Annotated in this window: 23 protein-coding genes and 1 tRNA gene; 10 read left to right on the forward strand and 14 right to left on the reverse strand. The window is 66.4% G+C overall.

Going from position 1 to position 20,999, the window contains the following annotated elements:
• Positions 1 to 30 precede the first annotated feature (30 nt).
• Positions 31 to 1,386, reverse strand: coding sequence for a wax ester/triacylglycerol synthase family O-acyltransferase (locus tag AB0I14_RS22840; protein ID WP_358026221.1), 1,356 nt, complete (start codon positions 1,384 to 1,386; stop codon positions 31 to 33).
• Positions 1,387 to 1,517: 131 nt separating this feature from the next.
• On the opposite strand from AB0I14_RS22840, the gene AB0I14_RS22845 reads away from it, so the two are divergent.
• The 6 genes from AB0I14_RS22845 to AB0I14_RS22870 are packed head-to-tail and all read left to right on the forward strand — an operon-like array spanning position 1,518 to position 7,376.
• Positions 1,518 to 1,928 carry a hypothetical protein gene (locus tag AB0I14_RS22845; RefSeq protein ID WP_358026223.1) on the forward strand — a complete coding sequence of 137 codons (411 nt, stop codon included), beginning with the start codon at positions 1,518 to 1,520 and terminating at the stop codon, positions 1,926 to 1,928.
• On the forward strand, positions 1,888 to 3,681 hold the full coding sequence (locus tag AB0I14_RS22850) for a peroxidase family protein (RefSeq protein ID WP_358026225.1): 1,794 nt from the start codon (positions 1,888 to 1,890) through the stop codon (positions 3,679 to 3,681). Before AB0I14_RS22845 ends, AB0I14_RS22850 begins: the two co-directional genes overlap by 41 nt.
• A complete protein-coding gene (locus AB0I14_RS22855) occupies positions 3,678 to 4,148 on the forward strand; it encodes a hypothetical protein (RefSeq protein WP_358026227.1) in 471 nt (156 codons plus the stop codon). The genes AB0I14_RS22850 and AB0I14_RS22855 overlap by 4 nt, the downstream gene beginning before the upstream one ends.
• A 5-nt stretch (positions 4,149 to 4,153) precedes the next feature.
• Positions 4,154 to 5,503 (forward strand): hypothetical protein, encoded by a 1,350-nt coding sequence (locus AB0I14_RS22860; protein ID WP_358026229.1) that lies wholly within the window; start codon positions 4,154 to 4,156, stop codon positions 5,501 to 5,503.
• Entirely contained in the window at positions 5,500 to 6,915 is a 1,416-nt protein-coding gene (locus tag AB0I14_RS22865) for a Dyp-type peroxidase (protein WP_358026232.1), read from the forward strand. Before AB0I14_RS22860 ends, AB0I14_RS22865 begins: the two co-directional genes overlap by 4 nt.
• Complete coding sequence (locus AB0I14_RS22870) at positions 6,912 to 7,376, forward strand: DoxX family membrane protein (RefSeq protein WP_358026234.1); 465 nt, start codon at positions 6,912 to 6,914, stop codon at positions 7,374 to 7,376. The genes AB0I14_RS22865 and AB0I14_RS22870 overlap by 4 nt, the downstream gene beginning before the upstream one ends.
• Positions 7,377 to 7,489: 113 nt before the next feature.
• Here the strand turns inward: AB0I14_RS22870 and AB0I14_RS22875 are convergent.
• The 3 genes from AB0I14_RS22875 to AB0I14_RS22885 all read right to left on the reverse strand — a co-directional run bounded on the left by AB0I14_RS22875 (position 7,490) and on the right by AB0I14_RS22885 (position 8,609).
• A tRNA-Ser gene (locus tag AB0I14_RS22875) sits at positions 7,490 to 7,580 on the reverse strand.
• Between the two features lie 70 nt (positions 7,581 to 7,650).
• On the reverse strand, positions 7,651 to 8,106 hold the full coding sequence (locus AB0I14_RS22880; protein WP_358026236.1) for a nucleoside deaminase: 456 nt from the start codon (positions 8,104 to 8,106) through the stop codon (positions 7,651 to 7,653).
• Complete coding sequence (locus tag AB0I14_RS22885; RefSeq protein WP_358026238.1) at positions 8,103 to 8,609, reverse strand: tRNA adenosine deaminase-associated protein; 507 nt, start codon at positions 8,607 to 8,609, stop codon at positions 8,103 to 8,105. Before AB0I14_RS22885 ends, AB0I14_RS22880 begins: the two co-directional genes overlap by 4 nt.
• Positions 8,610 to 8,707: 98 nt before the next feature.
• Here AB0I14_RS22885 and AB0I14_RS22890 point away from each other — a divergent pair, with 98 nt between their 5' ends.
• Positions 8,708 to 9,652 carry a prephenate dehydrogenase gene (locus AB0I14_RS22890; RefSeq protein ID WP_358026424.1) on the forward strand — a complete coding sequence of 315 codons (945 nt, stop codon included), beginning with the start codon at positions 8,708 to 8,710 and terminating at the stop codon, positions 9,650 to 9,652.
• Here the strand turns inward: AB0I14_RS22890 and AB0I14_RS22895 are convergent.
• Genes AB0I14_RS22895 through AB0I14_RS22915 form a run of 5 tightly spaced genes read right to left on the reverse strand, consistent with a single transcriptional unit; the run spans position 9,615 to position 13,706 of the window.
• On the reverse strand, positions 9,615 to 10,205 hold the full coding sequence (locus tag AB0I14_RS22895) for a putative glycolipid-binding domain-containing protein (protein ID WP_358026241.1): 591 nt from the start codon (positions 10,203 to 10,205) through the stop codon (positions 9,615 to 9,617). The genes AB0I14_RS22890 and AB0I14_RS22895 overlap by 38 nt on opposite strands.
• Positions 10,202 to 10,996: an ABC transporter permease gene (locus AB0I14_RS22900; protein ID WP_358026243.1), complete on the reverse strand. Its 795-nt coding sequence runs from the start codon at positions 10,994 to 10,996 to the stop codon at positions 10,202 to 10,204. The genes AB0I14_RS22895 and AB0I14_RS22900 overlap by 4 nt, the downstream gene beginning before the upstream one ends.
• Positions 10,993 to 11,667 carry an ABC transporter permease gene (locus AB0I14_RS22905; RefSeq protein ID WP_358026245.1) on the reverse strand — a complete coding sequence of 225 codons (675 nt, stop codon included), beginning with the start codon at positions 11,665 to 11,667 and terminating at the stop codon, positions 10,993 to 10,995. Before AB0I14_RS22905 ends, AB0I14_RS22900 begins: the two co-directional genes overlap by 4 nt.
• A 3-nt stretch (positions 11,668 to 11,670) precedes the next feature.
• Positions 11,671 to 12,777 carry an ATP-binding cassette domain-containing protein gene (locus AB0I14_RS22910; protein ID WP_358026247.1) on the reverse strand — a complete coding sequence of 369 codons (1,107 nt, stop codon included), beginning with the start codon at positions 12,775 to 12,777 and terminating at the stop codon, positions 11,671 to 11,673.
• Positions 12,774 to 13,706: an ABC transporter substrate-binding protein gene (locus tag AB0I14_RS22915; protein ID WP_358026249.1), complete on the reverse strand. Its 933-nt coding sequence runs from the start codon at positions 13,704 to 13,706 to the stop codon at positions 12,774 to 12,776. The genes AB0I14_RS22910 and AB0I14_RS22915 overlap by 4 nt, the downstream gene beginning before the upstream one ends.
• Positions 13,707 to 13,823: 117 nt before the next feature.
• Here AB0I14_RS22915 and AB0I14_RS22920 point away from each other — a divergent pair, with 117 nt between their 5' ends.
• The gene (locus tag AB0I14_RS22920; RefSeq protein ID WP_358026252.1) at positions 13,824 to 14,219 is read left to right on the forward strand and encodes a lipopolysaccharide assembly LapA domain-containing protein; all 396 of its coding nucleotides are present in this window, start codon (positions 13,824 to 13,826) and stop codon (positions 14,217 to 14,219) included.
• Positions 14,220 to 14,223: 4 nt separating this feature from the next.
• On the opposite strand, the gene AB0I14_RS22925 is transcribed toward AB0I14_RS22920, so the two are convergent.
• A complete protein-coding gene (locus AB0I14_RS22925) occupies positions 14,224 to 15,246 on the reverse strand; it encodes a phosphotransferase family protein (protein ID WP_358026255.1) in 1,023 nt (340 codons plus the stop codon).
• Positions 15,247 to 15,255: 9 nt separating this feature from the next.
• Positions 15,256 to 15,864, reverse strand: coding sequence for a histidine phosphatase family protein (locus AB0I14_RS22930; RefSeq protein ID WP_358026258.1), 609 nt, complete (start codon positions 15,862 to 15,864; stop codon positions 15,256 to 15,258).
• Positions 15,865 to 15,915: 51 nt separating this feature from the next.
• On the opposite strand from AB0I14_RS22930, the gene AB0I14_RS22935 reads away from it, so the two are divergent.
• Positions 15,916 to 16,671, forward strand: a complete 756-nt coding sequence (locus AB0I14_RS22935; RefSeq protein WP_358026261.1) for an SDR family oxidoreductase — start codon at positions 15,916 to 15,918, stop codon at positions 16,669 to 16,671.
• 65 nt (positions 16,672 to 16,736) lie between these two features.
• On the forward strand, positions 16,737 to 17,477 hold the full coding sequence (locus tag AB0I14_RS22940; RefSeq protein WP_358026264.1) for a GntR family transcriptional regulator: 741 nt from the start codon (positions 16,737 to 16,739) through the stop codon (positions 17,475 to 17,477).
• A gap of 52 nt (positions 17,478 to 17,529) precedes the next feature.
• Here the strand turns inward: AB0I14_RS22940 and AB0I14_RS22945 are convergent, their stop codons facing one another.
• The 3 genes from AB0I14_RS22945 to AB0I14_RS22955 form a co-directional block, all read right to left on the reverse strand.
• Positions 17,530 to 18,864: an MFS transporter gene (locus AB0I14_RS22945; protein WP_358026266.1), complete on the reverse strand. Its 1,335-nt coding sequence runs from the start codon at positions 18,862 to 18,864 to the stop codon at positions 17,530 to 17,532.
• Positions 18,865 to 19,045: 181 nt separating this feature from the next.
• Entirely contained in the window at positions 19,046 to 19,744 is a 699-nt protein-coding gene (locus tag AB0I14_RS22950; RefSeq protein WP_358026269.1) for a phosphonatase-like hydrolase, read from the reverse strand.
• A 29-nt stretch (positions 19,745 to 19,773) separates the two neighbouring features.
• Entirely contained in the window at positions 19,774 to 20,919 is a 1,146-nt protein-coding gene (locus AB0I14_RS22955; RefSeq protein WP_358026272.1) for a TIGR03364 family FAD-dependent oxidoreductase, read from the reverse strand.
• Positions 20,920 to 20,999 lie beyond the last annotated feature (80 nt).

The following is a 20,999-nucleotide window of genomic DNA, read 5'->3' on the forward strand; positions in this document are numbered from 1 at the left end:
TATTTGGTCTACCCATTACGCCTTTTGGTGTCAGACTCCGGACACGACCTCCAGCGCCTTGAGCGAGTCCTCCAGATGGCTGAGCATCCGCTGCAGATGCGGCACACTGCGCCGGCAGCCGACCAGACCGAAGTCCAGGTTGTCGGCATTGTTGGCCAGGGTGATGTTCATCGCCTGCCCGTCCAGCGCGATCGACAGCGGATAGTTGCCGTCCAGACGAGCGCCCTTCCAGTACAACGGATGTCGCGGCCCGGGCACGTTGGAGATGACGAGGTTGAACGGCGGCGCAGTGGCCCTGACGAACCCCGGCACCGCGGCCAGGCCCAGCGGGGCGATCATCAACGCCGACAGTGCCAGGGCCTGAACCCGGGGCAGCTCGGAGAACACCTTCTTGTTGTCCCGCATCGACTCGCCGATCGCATTGAGCCGGTCCGCTGGATCTTCCAGATCGGTGCCCAAATTACACAGGACCGTACCGACCATATTGCCGCCGGCGTCGGCCTCGTGTTCGGCGCGCAGACTCACCGGCACCATCGCGATCAACGGCCGGTCTGGTAGCGCATCCTGCTCCAACAGGTAGGCACGCAACGCTCCCGCACAGACCGCGAGCACCACGTCGTTGACCGTGAACCCGGCCGCCCGCGAGATCCGCTGGAACCGCTCCAGCGGCCAGGACTGTGCCGCCACCCGACGGGCACCGCCGATCTTCACGTTGAACATGGTCTTGGGTGCCGCAAACGGCAACGTGAGCTGCTGTTCGAGCAGCGCCGAACGGGCCAGCTTGACCGTCGAAGGTGCCAGCCCGGCGACCGAGCCGACCGTATCGGTCACCGTCCGCAGCACCGATGAACTCTGGTGCGGCCGCTTGCGGCGCGGCAGAGTCCACGGCACCCGCACCTCGGTGTCTCCGGGATCCTCCGACAGCGTGCGCATCAACAGCTTGAGCGCCGACACCCCGTCGATGAGGGAATGGTGCATCTTCGTGTACACCGCGAACCGGCCGTCGGCGAGCCCCTCGATCAGGTGGGCCTCCCACAGCGGACGGTGCCGGTCCAGCAGGCTGCCGTGCAGGCGCGAGGTCAGCTCCAGCAGATCCCGCACCCGGCCCGGGGTCGGCAGCGCCGAGCGGCGCAGGTGATAGTCGAGGTCGACGTCGTTGTCGTAATTCCAGCCGACGTTCGCGATGCCGCCCAGGATGGTCGCCGGGTGTTTGCGGAACACCGGCTGAATGTCGGTCTGAGCCACCATGTCTTCGTGCAGCTCGCGCACGAAATCAATCCCCGCGCCGGCCGGCGGCTCGTAGAGCGCGAGTCCGCCGACATGGAACGGATGCTCCCGCGTCTCGGCGATCAGAAACATCGAGTCGGTCGGCGACATCAGCTCCATGGACATATTCAACGCTGTTGCGACGACCCCCGGCGAATACCCGGCAAAACAAGTAGCCGACTACTCGTTCGCCCGCACCGAATTACCCGCACGATCTATGCACAGCGAAGTCGTCGAGCGGAGGTGTCGGGGTGCTGATTTCAACCGCAGCGCGTAAGGCGCTCGCAGTGATCCGAATCGTCAACGGGGCGGCGGGATTGCTCGTGCCGGAGAAACTGCTCGGCCGGCTGGGCGTCGATACGTCCCAGGATCGTTCTGGCACCTATCCCTTCCGGATGTTCGGAATCCGAACCGTGCTCATCGGGCTCGACCTCCTCGTGCTGCACGGCGAGGAACTGCGTCGCGCCGAGAGGCTCGCGGTTCTGATCCACGCCGCCGACACCGTCTCTGCCACCGTCACCGCCGCCCGCGGTGACCTGCCCCGCAAACAGGGCCTGATGACCATCGTCATCTCGGCGATCAACACCACACTTGCCGTCACCGCATGGAAAGGAGGCCAGGATGTCGTCACTGCTCACGAGGTGGTTCATCAAAGCCACTGAGGTCGTCGACCGCCGGATCGGGTGGGACAAGCTCCCGCCGTCGCTCGGACTCGGCGTTCTGATCGGAGTTCGCGACGCGCTGCGCGAACACAACCTCTACGACACGTACCGGGGCAACCCCCCGGCGGCACCGAGCCACACCCCGGCCCAATACCTCACCGTCCGGACAGTCGACGGCTCCTACAACGACTTGTCCTCGCCCTCGATGGGTATGGCCAAGACCCGGTTCGGCCGCAACGTGCCGCTCGACAAGGGGCACGCCGAGCGGCCGCCGCACCTGATGGACCCCAACCCGCGCACCATCAGCAACGAGTTGCTGCGCCGCGACACGTTCAAGCCGGCCACCACGCTCAACGTCCTGGCCGCGGCCTGGCTGCAGTTCGAGACCCGCGACTGGTTCAGCCACGACACCGACCCCAGCCGGATGATCGAGATCCCGGTGCCCGAGGGCGACGACTGGGACGAGACCACCATCCGGATTCCGTCCACGCCGACCGACCCGAACCCGACACCCGGCGAGACGACCTTCATCAACACCGAGACCCATTGGTGGGATGCGTCGCAGATCTACGGCAGCAATCAGCAGTTTCAACGCGCGATCCGCACACAGAACGCGAACGACGGCAAGGTACGCATCGACGCCGACGGTTTCATCGATCTGGATCCGTCGATGCTCGGTGCCTCCGGCGGTGCCGACGGCTGGTGGCTCGGCCTGGAGCTCATGGGCACGATCTTCCTGCGGGAACACAACGCCATCTGCGATCGGTTGAAAGCCGCCTACCCGGACTGGACCGGCGACCAGATCTTCAACAAGGCGCGGATGATCAACGCCGCGTTGATCGCCAAGATCCACACCATCGAGTGGACGCCTGCGATCCTCGGCCACCCGACGCTGCAGATCGGTATGCGGGCCAACTGGTTCGGGCTCGCCGGCGAACGCGTCAAGCAGCTGTTCGGACGGATCAGCTCCAGCGAGGCGATCAGCGGCGTCGTCGGATCGGCCACCGATCACCACACCGCGCCGTACTCCATCACCGAGGACTTCGTCACCGTCTATCGCATGCACCCACTGGTGCCCGACGAGTACGAGTTCCTCAACCTCGCCGGAAATGCCGAGCCGCAGCAACTTTCGTTCGACAGCATCCACGGCGGCGCCAATTCGCGCGGCGTGCTCAAAAGCGTCGGGCTCTCGAACTGCATCTACTCGCTGGGCGTCGCACACCCCGGCGCGGTCACCCTGCACAACAGTCCGAACTTCATGCGCCGCTTCGACCGCACCGACGGCCACGTCATCGACATGATCTCGACCGACATCATCCGCTCCCGCGAGCGGGGCGTGCCGCGCTACAACGAGTTCCGCCGCCAGCTGCGGTTGAACCCGGCGACATCGTTCGATGAGATCAGCGGAGGGGACCGCGACACTGCCCTCAAGATGAGCGAAATCTACGGCGGTGACATCGAGAAGGTCGACGCCATGGTGGGCATGTTCGGCGAGAAGCTGCCCGAGAAGTTCGGATTCAGCGACACGGCGTTCCGCATCTTCGTCCTGATGGCGACCCGACGGCTCAAGAGTGACCGGTTCTTCACGGTCGACTTCACGCCGCGGGTCTACACACCAGAGGGCATCGCCTGGATCGCCGACAACGACATGTGCTCGGTGCTCATCCGGCACTATCCCGAGCTCGAACCGGTACTGCGCGGCCACAGCAACGCATTCGCACCGTGGCCGCGCCTGAGTCAGGAACGACGATGACACGCCCCGAGCCGGAGCTGAACCGGGCGGCAGCGCTCGACGAGTCGCTGTTGCTCGGCTATCCCAACAGCGCGTTGGACCTGCTGTTCCGGCAGTCGGAGGCCGGCCCCATCCCCGACGGGGATACCCGGGGCACGCTGCTGGCCTGGCCCGGGACGTGGCTGGCCAAGCCACTTGCCCTGCTGGTCCGCATGATCATCTGGCAGGGCAAGGTGCTCGACCGTCGCGAGCGGGTGCTGCGCAACAAGGTCACCCCGTTCGGTCTGCGGCTCGTCAAAGCCCGGCTCTCGATCGCATCAAGCTGGGTGGACAGCGGTGACTGCGTGCTCATCGACTACTCCGAGACGTCGTTCCTGGCCCGCATGGTCCGCGACGAGATCCGCCAAGTCGGTCCCGGCTTCTACCTCGGGGTCGTATGGCTGTGGCGGAAACGCGTCGGGTGGTTCACCATTCGCTCGACCGGGTGATCGCGATGCCACACCAGGAAGCGTTCACGGTGCTCGCCGAGGTCAGCGCAGACCGCCTGGCGTCACTGCGAGACCTGCTCGGACGCATCCCCGACCACGTCGAACGATGGGACGTGCTGCCGTTCGAGCAGTTGAGCGGCCTGCACTTCGCCAGGCTCGTACTCTTCGACCCGGACCGGGATCTCGACGGGCGGCCGGTGCCGGCCCAGCTGGCGCTGTTGACCGACGTCGACGCTCCGCTGCACAACCATCTCGACGAACTCGCGACGATCTGCGGCGACGGGCTCGACGCGGTGTTCTCCCACTGCGTCGGCTACCCGCAGCCGGCCTCGGCACCTGCCCGGCACGCGTTCCTGCGGGAGCATCAGGTCAAATCCGCTGCGGCACACATTAACCGACGTGGCCGATCGGTCAGCCAGATCCGGCAGGAGGACCTGCTGCAGCGCGAGATCAACCGGTTCCTGGACTCCGGCGACTTGGGTTCGCTCGACACCGGGAAACTCAAGAGCGCGATCGTCGACTTCGTGCGCGACCGCGAGGACCTGGCCTGGGCCTTGAAACAGGCGGAGGGGCCGTCCTTCCTGTGGTGCGCCAAAGAGGCTTTCCACCAGTACTTCTGGATCACCGCGCTGGCCGTGGTGACGGTGCTGTTCCTGCCGTTGGTGGTGCTCGGGTTGGCGTTGTTCGTGGTCGCGCTGCGCCACCACGAGAAGCGCGACATCCCCGACACCCGTGGGGCAGCACCCGAGGTGGTCCGGGCCTATCGCGACGACGAGGACTACTGGGTGCACAACCAGATCGTGGCCGTCGGATTCCTCAAACCCGGGGTGTTCCGCCGGCTGACCACGACCGCGATCCTGTTCCTCACCGACTACGCGACCCGCCACATCTACAACCGCGGAACGCTGTCCGGGCTCAACACAATTCATTTCGCCCGGTGGGTGCGGATGAACGGCAACCGCGGCCTGTTCTTCTCCAGCAATTACGACGGCAGCCTGGAGAGCTACATGAACGACTTCATCGACAAGGCCTTCTGGGGGCTCAACGCCATCTTCAGTAACGGCGACGGTTTTCCGCGCACACGGTTCTTGTTCTTCGGCGGCATCACCGACGAGAAGGCCTACAAGAAGCTGCTGCCCACCCGTCAGGCCCCGAGCAATGTCTGGTACAGCGCCTACCCGCACCTGACCACCAAAAACATCGCCAACAACGAAGCCATCCGCCACGGGCTGTCACAGAAGATGGACGACGATGAGGCCCGGCGCTGGCTGCGCCGGTTCGGTTGCGGCAATGACCTTCCCGAATCAAACTGGGCGGCCCGAAAGCTCGACAGCATCCCCTGGGACAGGCTATGACTCTCCAACTAGACGACATCCAGGGCGTCATCCTGCACGGCTACGGCGCATTGGATGACGCCGCGTTCCTGCTGCTGGCGATCGACGACGTCGCGGCGGCCAAACGTTGGCTGGCGGGCTTGGAGTTACGTGACAGCACAGCCACCCCCGAAGCCGCCGACACCTGCACGAACATCGCGTTCACACCGTCGGGGCTGGCCAAACTCGGCCTGCCGCAAGAACAATTGGACATGCTGGCGGGCGAGTTCCGCGAAGGAATGAGCGGCACCGAGCATCGCCGCCGCATCCTCGGCGACCACGGTCAGAGCTGCCCGTCGGCCTGGCGCTGGGACGGCGCGGACGTTCACGCACTGTTGCTGCTCTACGGGCACGACTCCACCGCCGTCGCCGAACTGGAGAACAGTCACGACCTGCCCGGCTCCGGCCTGCACATCGTCCGGCGGCTCGATTCGCTGACACTTCCGGGACGCAAGGAGCACTTCGGTTTTCGTGACGGCATATCGCAACCGCTGATCGACGGCTACGACGAGGGCGGACCGGCGGGCAACACCGTTGCGGCAGGCGAATTCGTGCTCGGCTATCCGAACGCCTACGGGCAGTACACCGACCGGCCGTTGGTGGACCCGTCCGCCGACACCCGGGGACTGCTGCCTGCGGCGGCCGATGCGCCGGCACTGCGCGACCTCGGCAAGGGCGGAAGCTACCTGGTCTTCCGGCAGCTCAAGCAGGATGTGGCCGGGTTCTGGAACAGCCTGGCCGACCGATCCGCCGATGCGCTCGACCGGGTGCCGGCATGTGTCGGGCTGGCGGCCAAGATGGTGGGCCGCTGGCCCAGCGGCGCGCCGCTGGTGAAAGCGCCCACTGCCGACAATCCCGCACTCGCCGACGACAACGACTTCATGTACTTCCGGTCCGAAGATCCGGACGGTCTGAAATGCCCGATCGGTTCGCATCTGCGGCGGTCCAATCCGCGCGATGCGCTCGACCCCGTCCCCGGATCCGACCGGTCGATCGACGTGGGAAAGCGTCACCGGATCATCCGTCGCGGCCGGGCCTACGGGCCGCCGTTGGCGCCGTCGATGGAGCCCGCCGACATGATCGCGGCGGCTGATGACGGCGTCGAGCGCGGCCTGCACTTCATCTGTTTCAACACCCAACTCGGGCGCCAGTTCGAGTTCATCCAGCACACCTGGGTCAACAGCACCAAGTTCGACGGCGGATACGCCGAGGACGATCCGATCACCGGCGCGCGCGGCAATGGAAACGGCACGGCCGCAGGCACGTTCACGGTGCAGCAGGAGCCGGTCAGACGACGCGTCACGGGCCTGCCCCGCTTCGTCCACACCGTCGGCGGCGCGTACTTCTTCATGCCAGGTGTCGCGGCCACGCGCTATCTCGCGGCCCTGCCATGACCGCCTGGCGGGACTGGGCACCGCTGCCGTTGCGGTTGTTCCTCGGCGGCGGGCTGATCCTGCACGGCGGCATCAAACTGTTCACCTCCGGCGGGCACGCCAACATCGCCTACCTCGTGGGGCAGCTCGGGGTGCCGTTCGCCGGCGCGACCGGCTGGGTGGTGGGCCTGGTCGAATTCGGCGGCGGTATCGGCATCCTGCTGGGTGTTTTCTTCCGGCTCGCGACGGTGGCCAACGCGCTCAACGTCGCCGGCCTGTTGGTGTTCGGCTTCGTCGCGGGCGGTATTCCCGCGCCGTTGCCGGGAGGTGATCCGCTGCCCGGTTTCCGTGAGGCGCTGCTGATCCTGGCGGGCCTGTTGAGCCTGCTGCTCAGTGGGCCCGGCCGACTTTCGCTGACCGGGAAATTAGTAGGTCACCATGCGCAGCGACAGCCTGAATGGGATTCCCCGGGCACAGCTTGAAACCCGACCCGCTGGAGAAGGCGACCCGCGGGCGTATGCGGTTGACAGGCGGCCACACCAGAACGTTCGAAACCAAAAACCCGCTACCTGCGATAGCAGGAAGCGGGATTTTATGGCGGTGGCGGAGGGATTTGAACCCTCGGACGGGGGTTACCCGTCACACGCTTTCGAGGCGTGCTCCTTAGGCCGCTCGGACACGCCACCGTGTGGCAGCTTACCGGGCGAGCGCCGCTGGCCCTAATCGCACCCAGCACGGGTGCCGACGCTCACACAGTCAGCGCTGGGCGGCGAAAAAATCCTCCAGCAGGGCCGCGCACTCGTCGGCCAGGACTCCGCCGACCACCTCGGGTCGGTGATTGAGCCGGCGGTCACGCACCACATCCCACAGCGAGCCGACCGCCCCGGTCTTGGGTTCCCACGCGCCGAACACCACCCGCGCCACCCGGGCCAGCACCAGCGCGCCCGCGCACATCGTGCACGGCTCGACGGTCACGGCCAGCGTCGCACCTTCCAGCCGCCAGCCGTCGCCGAGCACCCGGGCGGCTTCGCGCATCGCCACGATCTCGGCATGCCCGGCAGGATCCCCGGTGGCCTCGCGGACATTGGCGGCCCGGGCCAGTTCGGTGCCGTCGGCGGCGAACACCACAGCGCCGATGGGCACATCGCGCGGACCGGCCGTCCGGGCGGCATCGAGCGCGGCGCGGATCAGCGTTTCATCGGACGAACTCACCGATCCAGCCGGTCGAGCACCGCGGACAGCTCATCGGCGAAGCCCATCTCGCGGGCGATCCGCCCGATCTGCTCGTCGGCGTACAGATCGGTTTCGGACAGGATCACGCCGAGCACGTCCTCGTGCAGACCGATATCGGACAGCACCGACAGGTCGCCCTCCTCGAACGGGTCCGCGTCCTCAAGGTCCTCTTGTTCGAGGTCAGCGTCCAGATTCTCCAGCGCCTCGGCGGCGATGTCGTAGTCAAGGGCCGCCGTGGCATCCGACAGCAGCAACCGGGTTCCCGCAGGTGCAGGCCGCACGATCACGAAAAACTCGTCGTCCACATCGAGCAGCCCGAAGACCGCGCCGGCGCTGCGCAGCTCGCGAAGCTCCGTCTCAGCCGCGGTCAAACTCTTCAACGAAGATGAACGCATGGGCGCGCACCGCCACTTACCGTCTTCCCGGACAACAGCCACCCCGAAGCCATCGGGCAGGTCTGCCGGCGCACGCTGTGCCTCCATGCCCGCCTACGGTAGTCGCCGACCAGCAATTTTGACAGGGATCACCCTCGGCCCCGGCCGGGTCGGTATGCCAACCTTGATGCGTGACGAACACACCCGTGTGCGTGGTGGGCCTCGGCCTGATCGGTGGCTCGCTGATGCGCGCCGCCGCGGGGGCCGGCCGTGAGGTCTTCGGCTACAACCGGTCGATGGAGGCCGTCGCGGCCGCCAAGTTCGACGGGTTCGATGCCACGGCGAACCTCGACGAGGCGCTCTGCCGGGCCGCCGACCGCAACGCGCTGATCGTGCTGGCGGTGCCGATGCCGGCCCTGCCGCAGATGCTCGACCGCATCCGCAACACCGCACCCCAGTGCCCGTTGACCGACGTCACCAGCGTCAAGGGCGCGGTGCTCTCCGAGGTGCAGCGAGTCGGCCTCTTGCAGAACTTCGTCGGCGGCCATCCGATGGCCGGGACCGCGCACTCCGGCTGGTCGGCCGGGGATGCCGCCCTGTTCACCGGCGCTGCGTGGGTGGTCAGCGTGGACGACCACGTCGACGCCCACATCTGGTCACAAGTGGCCCAGCTGGCCCTGGACTGCCACGCCGTCGTCGTTCCGGCCCGCTCCGATGAGCACGATGCGGCCGCCGCCACGATCTCGCACCTGCCGCACCTGTTCGCCGAAACCCTGGCCGTGATCGCCGGCGAGGTGCCGCTGGCCTTCGCCTTGGCCGCCGGGTCGTTCCGCGACGGCACCCGGGTGGCGGCCACCGCACCGGACCTGGTGCGGGCCATGTGTGAGGCCAACGCCGAACAACTGCTGCCCGCGCTCGAACGCGGCATCGAATTGCTGACGCACGCCAAGAAAACACTGGCAGACACGGGTTCGGTGGCCGATCTGGTCGAGACCGGCCATGCCGCGCGGATGCGCTACGACAGCTTCAGCCGCCCCGAGATCATCACCACGGTGGTGGGCACCGACAACTGGCGGGCCGAGCTGGCCGCCGCCGGACGGGCCGGCGGGGTGATCAGATCCGCTCTGCCAGTCCTGGGTAATCAAGGATGAAGCCGTCGGAATCCACCGTGATGGTGGTGTCGGAGAGCGGTGAGCGCAGCTTCACCCCGGGCACTCCGGGTCCACCACTCGTGTAGCTGATGTTCGCGGTCTCCACCGCGAAGTCGGGCAACCGCACATAGACCACCGGCACGGTCAACGACGTCGCGCGCTCATGCAGGCCGGTCCGCCGGATCGGCAGGGCATTGAAGAACGGGCTGAACACCACATCGACATCGAGCGCGCCACCGAAGTCCGACCGCTTGGTCTGGGTGTGATCCTGAACCAGCCACATGTTCTCCTCGTCGCGGGCGATGGAGAGCTGGCGTTCACGCTCGGCCAGTGTGACAGTGAGCGAAAGCCGCTTGGTGGCGCCGGTCTCGTCGGTGACCAGGTCATAGGAGGCCGAGAACGCCGGGTGGGATTCGGTGGCGGCGGCCACGATCCGGCCGTAGGCCTTGATCCTTTTGCCCGACAGCTGAACCCGCGCAGACTCCATCCGGGGTTCATCGTGCGCCCGCCACGTCAACACCGCCGGCCAGGCACTGTCCTTCTGGTCACTCACCCTTCTACCGTATGCGACGAGGCTCGGCCTTCGTAGCCGAGTCCGGAACTCCCCGCCGAGCGTGACGTCGGCCGCGACTCGAGCGCCACCTCGTCACCGAGCAACGGCTGCGGAATCGGTCGTCGACCCCCCAAGCGGCCACTACCGGGCACCGACAGCCACACCGCGAACGCCAGCGCGGCATCGAGAATCAATGCCAACGCCGTGACCATCAGCGCACCCACCAGCGCGATGTGAAACTGCCGCACCTTGATGCCGTCGATCAGATACCGGCCCAGCCCGCCGAGGCTCGCGTAGGCCGCCACCGTCGCGGTCGCCACGATCTGTAGCGTCGCGGTACGCAGACCGCCCATGATCAACGGCAGCGCGTTGGGCACCTCGACCCCGAACAACACCCGCCGCTCGGTCATGCCCATCGACCTGGCCGCGTCCACCACGGCGGGATCGACATTCGCGATCCCGGCATAGGTCCCGGCCAACAGCGGCGGGATGCCAAGCAGCATCAAGGCGACCGTCGGCGGCACCAACCCGAGCCCCCACAACAGCACGCCGAGCAACAGCACGCCGAGCGTGGGCAGGGCACGCAACGCGTTGACCCCGGTGACGACGAGGAAGGTGCCCCGCCCGGTATGCCCGATGAGAAGGCCGATCGGGATCGCGATCACCGCGGAGGCCAGCACCGCGACCACCGTGTACTGCAGGTGTTCGACGATGCGGGCGGCCAGGCCCGCGGGCCCGCCCCAGTTGGCGGCGGTGAAGATGAAGTCCAGTGCCTGTTGCAGGAAGTTCATGTGGCCGCCTTGGCGAGCCGGGACGCCCGGGGTGCGCGGGTCGCTCGCATCCAAGGCGTGATCGCCTTGCCTGCCAGCATGATCAGGCTGTCGATGACGACGGCCAGCACGAAGATCGCGATGATCCCGGCCATGATCTGATCGCTCTTGTTGGACTGATAGCCCTCGGTGAACCAGGTGCCCAGGCCGCCGATTCCGATCACCGAACCCACCGACACCATCGAGATGTTGGTGACCGCCACGACCCGCAGCCCCGCCACCAACACCGGGATGGCCAGCGGAAGTTCGACCTTGAGCATCCGCACCAGCGGTCGGTACCCGATGGCCGTCGCCGCGTCGCGCACCTGCTCCGGCACCGCGTCGAGCGCCTCCGGCACCGCCCGCACCAACAGGGCCGTGGTGTAAAGAGTCAGCGCCACAATGACATTGGCCTCATCGAGGATACGGGTCGGAATTATCAGCGGTAGCACCACGAACAGCGCCAGCGACGGGACGGTGAAGATGATGCTCGCGGCGAGAGTGGTCATGCGCCGCAGCGCGGTGGTGCGCTGAACGGCGGCTCCCAACGGGACGGCGATCAGCAGCCCCAGCACGATCGGCACCAACGACAACCTCAGGTGCACGATGGTCAGCACCCACAGGTCGTCGAGATGGTTCAGCAGATATCGCATGAGCTACCCCAGCTCCGGGACGCGGCGCTGCTCCTTGAGTGCATCGAGCACATCGTCGGCGCGCACACCCCCGACGAGCCTGCCGGCCTCGTCGACCGCCACACCGAGCCCGCTCGGTGAGGACAGTGCGGAGTCCAGCGCTTGCCGCAGATTGCCGTCGGGCGGAAAGAAAGAGCCGCCGCCGATGGTGCTGTCGTAGAGCTCATTGCCCTTGCGATGCACCTCGACGCCCTCGGCGTTGATCCACGCGAACGGCGTGCCGGATTTGATGACCAGGCGCCACTCCCCCGGGCTCAGGTTCAGCGCGTCGACGTCGTCCTCGTCGACGTGTTTGATCTCGTGCAGGGGCAGGCCGCTGGCGTGAAAGAACTGCAGCCCGCGATAACCGCGGTCGGCCCCGACGAATCCCGACACGAGCTCGTTGGCCGGATTCGACAGGACAAAGGCGGGATCGGCATATTGCAACAGCGCGCCGCCGCGGCCGAACACCGCGACCTTGTCCCCGAGCTTGACCGCCTCGTCGATGTCGTGCGTGACGAAGACTATGGTCTTGCGCAATTCGCTTTGCAATCGCAGGATTTCGGCCTGCAGATCCTCCCGCACCACCGGGTCCACTGCACTGAACGGCTCGTCCATCAACAGGATCGGCGGGTCCGCGGCCAACGCCCGAGCCACCCCGACCCGCTGCTGCTGCCCGCCCGACAGTTGCGCCGGATACCGGTCGGCCAGCTTGGGGTCGAGCCCCACCCGTTCCATCACCCCGATCGCGGCCTTGCGGGCGCTGCGCCGGGATTCGCCACGCAACACCGGCACCGTCGCGACGTTGTCCACCACCCGCAGATGCGGCATCAGCCCGGCACTCTGGATGACGTAGCCGATGCCGAGCCGCAGCTTGACCGGGTCGACCGTGCTGATGTCCTCCCCGTTGACCGTAAGGGTGCCCGAGGTCGGGTCGATCATCCGGTTGATCATCCGCATCGAGGTGGTCTTGCCGCAGCCCGACGGGCCGACGAACACCGTCAGCGTGCCCTGCGGCACTTCCAGATTGAGGTTGTCGACGGCGACGGTGCCGTCCGGGTACTGCTTGGTGACGTTCTCGAAGGTGATCATTTGGTCACCGGCTTGTCGAATCCGTTGTCCCTGATCCACTTTTCGGCGGCCTCGTCGGGGTCGATGCCGGCATTGCCCTCGACCGCAGTGTTCAGTTCGATCAGGGCTTCGGTGGTGAGTTTGGCCGACACCGCATCGAGCACCGTCTTGAGCTCTTTCGACATCTTCTGCGAGGCCACCAACGGAACGACATTGGCGGCCAGGAAGACATTCTTGGGATCCTCGAGAGGCACCAGGTGGTACTGCTCGATTGCCGGTGAGGTACTGAAGATGTTCGCGGCCGTGACGGCGCCGCCGTTCAGGGCTTGAACCGTGGCCGGCCCACCGCCGTCGCTGATCGCGACGAAGTTGACCGGCGCGATGTCCAGCCCATAGCGGGACTTCAGGCCGACCAGCCCCGTCTGCCGAGTCTGAAACTCAGATGGTGCACCGACTTTCACCTCGGCCGAATGTGCGGCCAGGTCCGCAACGGTCTTCAGGTTCCAGCGTTGGGCGGTCTCGGCTGTGACCGCGAGGGTGTCCTTGTCCTCAGCCGGTGAGGGATACAAGATCGACAGATCCCCCGGCAATGCCTTGAACAGCGCGATCAACACCTCATCCGGCGTGGTGGCGGTGGCCTCCGCGTCGAGGTACTGCAGGAGGTTTCCGGTGTACTCGGGGATCAGATCGATCGAATGATCCTGCACCGCAGGAACATACGTCTCGCGGCTGCCGATACCGAACTGCCGTCTGATCTGAAAGTCATTGGCCTCCAGAGCCTGGGCGTAGATCTCGGCGATGATCTTGGACTCCGGGAAGTCAGCCGATCCGACGGTGATCGATTTCAGGTCACCCGAGATTTCTCCGCCGCCCAGTGGATTGGAGCTTCCGCAGGCAGACAACAAAAGTGCAAGCAAGGTCGCCAATATTGCCAGGGTTTTGCGCTGCATCCGCACGTCCTTTCGGCGCGTTCAGCCTCTCTGAGACCCTAACGGCACACCCGACATGCCGCCGTGCTTTATCTCATGGTGGTTTGCTTTGAGGCCGCGACGGGCAAAGATGTCACTATGACCAGCGATCCGTCTGCATCGCCCGATTTGCCTGAACCCACACCGGTCACGCCGGATACGCCGCGCCCGGACACCGGTAAGGCTCCCGAGGCCGGCAAGACCCCCGCCAAAACGGGTAAGGCCACCGAGCCCAAACTCACCCGCGCCGGAGCGCTGTGGTCAGCACTGATCCTGGGCTTTTTGGTGCTGATCGTGCTGCTGATCTTCATCGCGCAGAACACCGCCCCGGTCCCGCTGACGTTCCTGAGCTGGCACTGGTCGTTGCCGACGGGGGTGGCCATCCTGGGTGCCGCGGTGGCCGGCGGACTGCTGACCGTCGCCGCCGGATCGGCGAGGATCTTCCAGTTGCGCCGGGCCGCCAAGAAGAACTTCAAGGCCGCCCAGCGCAGCTGACGCGTCAGCCGATGGCGCGCAGACCCGAGGCGATCGCCGGGGCGACCGCCTCGCCGACACTCGAACCGCCCGGCGCCTCAGAACCTTGGCGGGCGCGGAAGTCGATACCCGCGGCGATGATCGCTGCCTTGAAATAGGCCAGCGCCATGTAGAAGTCCCAGTGCGCCAGGTCCTGGCCGGACTGCACCGAATAGCGGTTGGCCAACTCGTCGGCCGACGGCATCTGCGGTGAACTCCACGCGGCTTCCATGCTCAGGATCAGGTTGAACATCGGGTCGCGGTACACGCACATCAGCGCGGCATCGCTCAGCGGGTCGCCCAACGTCGAGAGTTCCCAGTCCAGCACCGCGAGGACCTTCGTCGGATCCTGCGTGTCCAGGATGGTGTTGTCGATGCGGTAGTCGCCGTGCACGATCGAGTTGCGGCTCTGCACCGGAACCGAATCGGCCAGGGCCTGATGCAGACGCTTGACGTCGTCGTCGCGGGGATCCTCGGGCAGGCGGACCAGGTCCCACTGCGAACCCCACCGGCGCACCTGGCGTTCCAGATAGCCCGCGGGCTTGCCGAAATCGCCGAGACCGACCGCCTCGGGGTCCACCGCGTGCAGGTCGGCCAGTACCCGGATGAGGGCGTCGACGCTGCTGCTGATCACCTGATCGTCGCCGAGGGCGGCCAGCTCAGAGGCGCTGCGGACCACCTGACCCGAGACGTTCTCGACCATCTGGAACGGCGCCCCCAGCACGGAGTCGTCGTTGCTCATCGTCACCGCACGGGCGACCGGCACCGCGGTGCCGGCCAGGGCCGCCACCACCTTGTACTCGCGGGCCATGTCGTGCGCGGACGGGGTCAGACCGTGCAGCGGCGGACGTCGCAACACCCACGCCGAGGCGTCGTCACGCACCCGGAAGGTCAGGTTGGAGCGGCCACCGGCGATCAGTTCGGCGCGGAGCTCACCGCTGCGGGCAATGCCCTCGGAACGCAGGTGCCGGTCCAGCGCGGTGAGGTCGAGGCCCTCCAGATTTGTCACCGTCACTGTCTACCACCGCACGTTTCGCGGCAGCAGGTCCCATACGTGCTCGGTGCCGTTGACCGAGGCGACGGCCAGCTTGCCCGAACGGGACGACAGCAGCCGGGTGACCGACGCATAGTCGACGTGGAAGGACAGCAGCCGCTGGGTCTGCAGGATCTGGTGCAGCAGCACGTTGATCACCCCGCCGTGACTGAACACCGCGACGGTGCCGTCATGGTCGCCGGCCGCCACCAGGTCCTCGACCGCGGCGCCGATCCGTGCCATGAACGCGTCCTCGTCCACGCTGCTGGGCAGGTGGCCGTTCACCAGTCGGGCCAGCTCCTCGGGGTTCTCCTTGGCGATCTCCTCGATCGGCACGTAGTGCGACATGTCGCGGTCGTACTCGGCGAGCCGCTCGTCGACCTCGACCTGCAGTCCCAGCTCCTTGGCGAGCGGTCCCGCGGTCTGGATCGCGCGCCGCTGCGGGCTGCTGACGAGCCGGCTGACGGGAAACCGGGACAGCGCGGCGGGCAGCCGCTCCGCCTGCGCGATGCCTTCCTCGGACAGGTCGGGATCGGACCCTTGACCGGGCTCGCTGCGCAGCGGTAAAGCATGTCGGACCAGAAGCAGTTGCACCGTGTCACCATAGGGCCGCGGTGCCGGACGGCCGGAGAGGGTTTTCATCACATGGGATATGCCGACGAATTGTTCGACCTCACCGACCGGGTGGTGCTGGTCACCGGCGGCAGCCGCGGACTGGGCAGTGAGATCGCGATGGGAGCCGCGCGCTGCGGGGCCGACGTGGTCATCGCGAGCCGCAACCTGGATTCCTGCGTGGCCGCGGCCGAGGAGATCACCGCGGCCACCGGTCGCGCCGCCCTGCCCTATCAGGTGCACGTGGGCCGGTGGGATCAACTCGACGGTCTGGTCGAGGCCGCCTATGACCGCTTCGGCAAGGTCGATGTGCTGGTCAACAACGCCGGCATGTCCCCGCTGTACGAATCGCTGGGCTCGGTCACCGAGAAACTCTTCGACTCGGTGTTCAACCTGAATCTCAAAGGGCCGTTCCGGCTTTCGGCCCTGCTCGGTGAGCGGATGGTGGCGGCCGGCGGCGGCGCGATCATCAACGTCAGCTCGTCGGGATCGCTGCGGCCCGACCAGTACATGCTGCCCTACGCCGCGGCCAAGGCCGGGCTGAACGCCATGACCGAAGGGCTGGCCAAGGCGTTCGGGCCCACGGTGCGGGTCAACACCCTGATGGCCGGGCCATTTCTCACCGATGTCAGCAAGGCCTGGGACATGGCCGGCGACCCGTTCGGCCACCTCGCCCTGCAACGGGCCGGCAACCCTGCCGAGATCGTCGGCGCCGCACTGTTTCTGATGTCGGACGCGTCCAGCTTCACCACGGGTTCGATCCTGCGGGTGGACGGCGGATTGCCCTGAGCACGGCACGGTAATGTAGCTGGATAGCAAACTTGTCATGACAACCTGACCGAAGGGTGATGCGGATGGCGGAGCCCCGTTCGCGCCACGAGCACGTCGCCGCCGAACTGCGTCAGCGCATCAGGCGCCGGGACTACGCCATCGGAGCGCCGCTGCCCACCGAGAGCGCACTGTGCGCGGAGTTCGACGTGTCCCGCGGCCCCGTCCGCCAGGCCCTGGCGACGTTGAAGAACGAGGGCCTGATCCGGGTCTCGCGCGGTAAGCCGGCAGTGGTCCGCAGTCATGACGCCACCCAGACGCTCGATACGTTCACCCCGTTCACCCAGTGGGCCGAGCGCGTCGGGCGCGTCGCGGGTAACCGCACGATCGAGGTGGCGCGGCGACGCGCCTCCGAAACCACCATCGAGGCACTGGGTTTGACGGCCGGCGATTTCGTGGTGGAGGTGCTGCGCGTACGTCTGCTCGACGGTGAACCGGCGATGATCGAGCGCAGCACGTTCATCGAATCCGTGGGTTCGCTGCTGTTCGACTTCGACACCGATTCCGGCTCGATGACCGACTATCTGGCAAGCCACGGCGTGTCCTTCGACTCCATGGAGCACGTGCTCGACGCGGTGGCCGCCGGTCCGGACGACGCCGCGAACCTCGGGATCGCGCCGGGCAGCCCGCTGTTGCGTGAGCGCCGGATTTCACGCGATCAGCACGGCGTCGTGTTCGAATCCGCCGATGACCGGTACCGGCCGGACATGGTGGCGTTCAGCATCGTCAACGCCCGCACCAAATTTTCCTCCGCAGACCAGACGTGAAACCCCCCTTTTCCGAGCGGGAAAGGGGGGTTTCGCGTTTGCTCGCGGACGGTCAGTCAGCGGCAGGCATCCGGTTCCAGTGCGGAATCAGCAGCAGCATGGAAAGCAAAGCGGCACCGGCGAATCCGTAGAACAGGGTCGACGTGTTCAGGTAACCGGGCAGCAACCCGCCGAGGATCGCGCCGACCGAACCACAGCAGTTGATGAAGCCGGCCGCGGTCCCGGCGTGCTTGGAGGTGCCGAAGTCGACGGCCGCCACACAGGAGATCATCGCGTCGGCGCCATAGACACTCAGCCCGATCAGGCCGAGCACCACCACCATGACCCAGGCACTGCCCGTTGCGGTCAGCGGACCGAACAGCGCGAGTACCGCTACCAGGATCCCGAGACTGATCACGCAAGCAGGTACCCGGCGCGCGCTGAACACCCGGTCAGAGATCCGGCCGAGCAGGATCGGGGCGATCACGCCGGCCACACCGAACGCCACCGGGATGGTCACGGCCTGGAACTTGTCGCCGTCGACGAGTCGTTCCGCGACGATCACCGGACCCCACAGCAGGATCGCGTAGCGGGCGGGCTTGAGCAGGAAGTACGACGCACCAAGGGTTCTCACCATGCTGTCACTCAGCACCACCTTCAGCGAATCCCGCCACGACGGGGTCGGCTCGGCAACCGCCTCGGCTTCGGGCGAGTCATCGAGTTCGACACCTTCGCTGGCGTCCTGAGCTGCCCGGTACTCCTCAATCGGTGGCAGCCCGACGTCCTGCGGCCGGTTGCGCTGGCACAGCAGCACGAGCACGAACACACCGACCACGATGGCGGCACCGGTGAAGAACGCCGCCCGCCAGGTTCCGAACACGTCGTAGGCGGCCCAGCCCAGGATCGGTGCGGCGACCAAACCACCGAATGCGTAGTTGGTACTCCACAAACCGAGAACGCGGCCGCGTTCTCCGATCGAGAAGAACTGGGCCATGTTGCTCAGCGTCGGGGACCAGCCGGTGGACTGGGCCAGACCCTGCACGATCATCAGCGGCAGCAGGAACACCAGTGCGGGCAGCAAGCCCATGAAGACGGTGGCGATGGCCGATATCGCCAATCCGCCGAGGATGACCACCCGCGGACCGAAGCGGTCGGACACCTGACCCCAGACAAACTGACCGGCCGCGTAGGCCGCGAGGTAGGCGGCGTCGAGATTGGCCAGGGTGCTCTTGGTCAGGCTGATGGAGAGGATCGGGTCTTCGAGAATGCCCAGCTTGGCGACCGAGAAGGCCTGCCGGGTGAAATAGAAGCCGGCGTAGGCGATCCAGGTGACTGCGAAGATCTGGATACGCCAGCGCTTGTAGCGCGGAGCGGTCGTTGGACTGACGGCGGTCGTTACTTGGGTCATGAGATTGCACCTCTGATGGGCGTGCTGCAGACGGTGTGCTGACGGGCCGGGGCAGATTGCCGAGCGAGTTCGGCCGAACGTCAAAGGCAGGTTTCTCTTGCGAGAACGGGTGCAGAGGAGGTGCGGCGGTCGGGAGGCGAGGCCTACGACCGACCGCCGCGGGGCTGTAACGGTCGGTGGACTATCGGAGGGCTGCCACCAGAGCGGGGAGATCGGCGACGCTGTCGAGGATGTGTGTGGCCCCCGCCTCGGACAGCTGTGCCCGGTTGTGGGCTCCGGTCAGCACTCCGATCGAGGCCCTCGCACCCGCACGTAGCCCGCTGATGACATCCGAGGAGGTGTCACCCAGGACGATCATCGAACGCACCGAATCGGTTTCGGTCTGCATCAGTGCGGTGAGCGGCATGTCCGGATAGGGCCGGCCGCGCACACCCGGCGACGGGCACAGCACCACGTCGGCGAGGTTCTGCCAGCCCAGCGTCTCGATGATGGCCGACTGGGTCTCCTTGGCGAATCCGGTGGTGAGCGCGGTCTTGATGCCGCTGGACCGCAAAGATGTAATGACATCTTCGGCACCGGGGATGGGGCTGCAATTGCCCTCGGCGACCAGCTGGGCGTAGCAGCGTTCGAATTCCTTGTTCGCGGCCTGCGCCTGCTCCTCATTACCTTTCGCCAGGTGACGGAAGACCACGATCTTCGACTGTCCCATGGTGTCGGAGACGTAGCGCAGCATCTCGTCGCGGTCGGCATCGGTCTTCGACAGACCAGCGTGCCTGTCGGCGGCCAGGAACGACTGTTGGACGAGCCCGGTGTCCTCGACAGTGGTTCCGGCCATGTCGAACACGACGAGGCTGATTGAGTCAGTTGTGTTGATGCTCATTGGTTATCCCTTCGGTTCAGTTGGATCGTTCAGGCGTGTGCGACGACTCTGTCGCGGTCCAGGGCATTGCCGACGGTGGCGTAGGCGAGGCCCATGCTGGTGGTCATGCCGATGCCGGTGGTGACGGTGACGACGTGGGTGCCCTCGATGGGCTGCTCGATCAGGAACTCTTTCCCGGGCGCGGAGGTGTACACGCCCTGCCAGCGCTCGGTGACCTCGATTTCATTGACCCCGAACAGTTTCCGGGCCTCTTGGAGGAGCACGGCGAAGCCCTCCTCGGACTGGAACGGCGGTGCGGAGACGTCGCGGTAGTGCGTGTCGCCGATCAGCAGTGAGCCGTCGGGCTGCGGGGTGTACATCTGGTGCAGGTCGATGGCGACGTAGTCGGGATGTTTGGTGCGCAGCCGCTCGGCGACGGCCGCAGTGGCGGGCAGATTCTCGAAACCGGCGTAGCGCAACAACGACCAGCCGGTGAACAACGGCGCGGGCAGGGCGAAGGCCAGCGGCAGCCGGGCCTTCAGCATGTGCAGCCGGCACCTCAGCAGACCGTCGCGTTCGGCCAGCGCCGGGAACAACCGATCGACGTCGTAGTTCACCGTGACGAACGTCGTGCCTGCGCGCAACGGTCCGCGCGACGTGCGTACGATTCCCGGTTCGAACCCGGAAGCTGCGGTACGCCAATGGAAGTCGAGACCCTCACTGGCGAGCCACCGGGCGATCGACGGAGCGGCCGTACGCGGGTCGACCTGCAGGTCGTTCGGAAGGTACATGCCGCCGGTGATTCCAGACGGCACCACCGGGATCTGCTCCAGGATCTGCTCGCGGCTCAGCAGCCGCACCTCGCCGTCCTCGCGAGTGGTGGCGAATTCGTCCATGACAGCGAGCTCGTCATCGTGGCGCGCGACGCAGAAGGTGCCCGCCTCGGCCGACCAGAACCCCGCCTTGTGGGACAGGTCCAGCCAGTGCTGACGCCCGGCGCGGCCGTATTCGAGCGCTTCGCCGGACTGAGCGGTGATGCAGGCGTGACCGAAGTTCTGGACCGACGCGCCGACGACGCCGTCGGCATGGTCGACGACGGCGACGCTCAGTCCCCGTTGATGCGCGTGATAGGCGTGCGCCAGGCCGACGATGCCCGCGCCGACGACCACGACGTCGTAGCTGTGATGATTTCCCATGCCGAGTACTGTGGGCCACATCACCACAACTTGTCAATACAAGTTGAGGAAGTTTTCTACCTGTCTATATAAGTCTACCT

The organism is Mycobacterium sp. NPDC050441 (assembly GCF_040655355.1).
In the GTDB taxonomy this organism is placed as follows: Bacteria; Actinomycetota; Actinomycetes; order Mycobacteriales; family Mycobacteriaceae; genus Mycobacterium.